This is a genomic window from Halegenticoccus soli, assembly GCF_002844195.1.
Classification (GTDB): Archaea; Halobacteriota; Halobacteria; order Halobacteriales; family Haloferacaceae; genus Halegenticoccus; species Halegenticoccus soli.
Map to the genome: position 1 here is coordinate 2970 of NZ_KZ537954.1, position 1535 is coordinate 4504.

1 rRNA gene is annotated in these 1535 nt (G+C 59.9%); it reads right to left on the reverse strand.

Going from position 1 to position 1535, the window contains the following annotated elements:
* Positions 1-100: 100 nt before the first annotated feature.
* Positions 101-1535 (reverse strand): 16S ribosomal RNA (locus CNO20_RS00010); the annotation flags it as partial.

Here is a 1535-nt window from a genome sequence, read left to right on the forward strand (position 1 = left end):
GGTAGCCCTGATAGTTCATAGGTGCCCGGTCGAGCCGGCGGGCGGCACCGAACGCGGCATGCGGAAAGGTGGGCCACTCGGGTGAGTGGTCCCGGTCTGTAGGAGGTGATCCAGCCGCAGATTCCCCTACGGCTACCTTGTTACGACTTAAGCCCCCTTGCGGAGCCCAGATTCGACCAGGGAATCCTGGCCTCATCCGGACCCCACTCGGGTGCTTTGACGGGCGGTGTGTGCAAGGAGCAGGGACGTATTCGCCGCCCTCTGCTGAAAGGCGACTACTACCGAATCCAGCTTCATGAGGGCGAGTTTCAGCCCTCAATCCGAACTACGACCAGGTTTCTGAGATTACCTGCACCTTTCGGCGTTGGAACCCATTGTCCTGGCCATTGTAGCCCGCGTGTAGCCCAGCACATTCGGGGCATACTGACCTACCGTTGCCCGTTCCTTCCTCCGTGTTGGCCACGGCAGTCCTCCTAATGTACCCATCGACCCGGGGGTCATGCTGGCAATTAAGAGTGCGGGTCTCGCTCGTTGCCTGACTTAACAGGACGCCTCACGGTACGAGCTGACGGCGGCCATGCACCTCCTCTCAGTAGCTCAGCATGGAGGTCATCAACCTGATGATCATCGCTACTGTCGGTGCTGGTGAGATGTCCGGCGTTGAGTCCAATTAAACCGCAGGCTCCTCCGGTTGTAGTGCTCCCCCGCCAATTCCTTTAAGTTTCATCCTTGCGGACGTACTTCCCAGGCGGCCTGTTTAGCGGCTTCCCTACGGCACAGCACCCGCTCGTAGCGGGTGCCACACCTAACAGGCATCGTTTACGGCTAGGACTACCCGGGTATCTAATCCGGTTCGAGACCCTAGCTTTCGTCCCTCACTGTCGGAGCCGTCCTCCCAGAGTGCTTTCGCCATCGGCGGTCCGTCCGGGATTACGGGATTTCACTCCTACCCCGGACGTACCCTCTGGGTCTTCCGGTCCCAAGCCACGTGGTATTCGCCGGACGCCCATCCGTTGAGCGGATGGATTTCCCGACGAACCGACGTGGCCAGCTACGGACGCTTTAGGCCCAATAAGATCGGCCATCACTTGGGCTGCCGGTATTACCGCGGCGGCTGGCACCGGTCTTGCCCAGCCCTTATTCGAGAACCACCTTACGGTTCTCAAAAGCGAGGACTGTATGCCCTCGCACTCGGGGTCCCCTTATCGCGCGGTCGCGCAGTGTAAAGGTTTCGCGCCTGCTGCGCCCCGTAGGGCCCGGAATCTTGTCTCAGATTCCGTCTCCGGGCTCTTGCTCTCACAACCCGTACCGATTATCGGCACGGTGGGCCGTTACCCCACCGTCTACCTAATCGGCCGCAGCCACATCCTACGGCGCCGGAGCGTTTCCAGTTCCCGGCATTCCAGCGTGGGAACGTTATGAGGTATTAGCCTCAGTTTCCCGAGGTTATGCCTCTCCGTAGGGTAGTTTGGCCACGTGTTACGGAGCTATTCGCCACGAGTCTGAACTCGTGCAACTAGCATGGCTAAATCGGA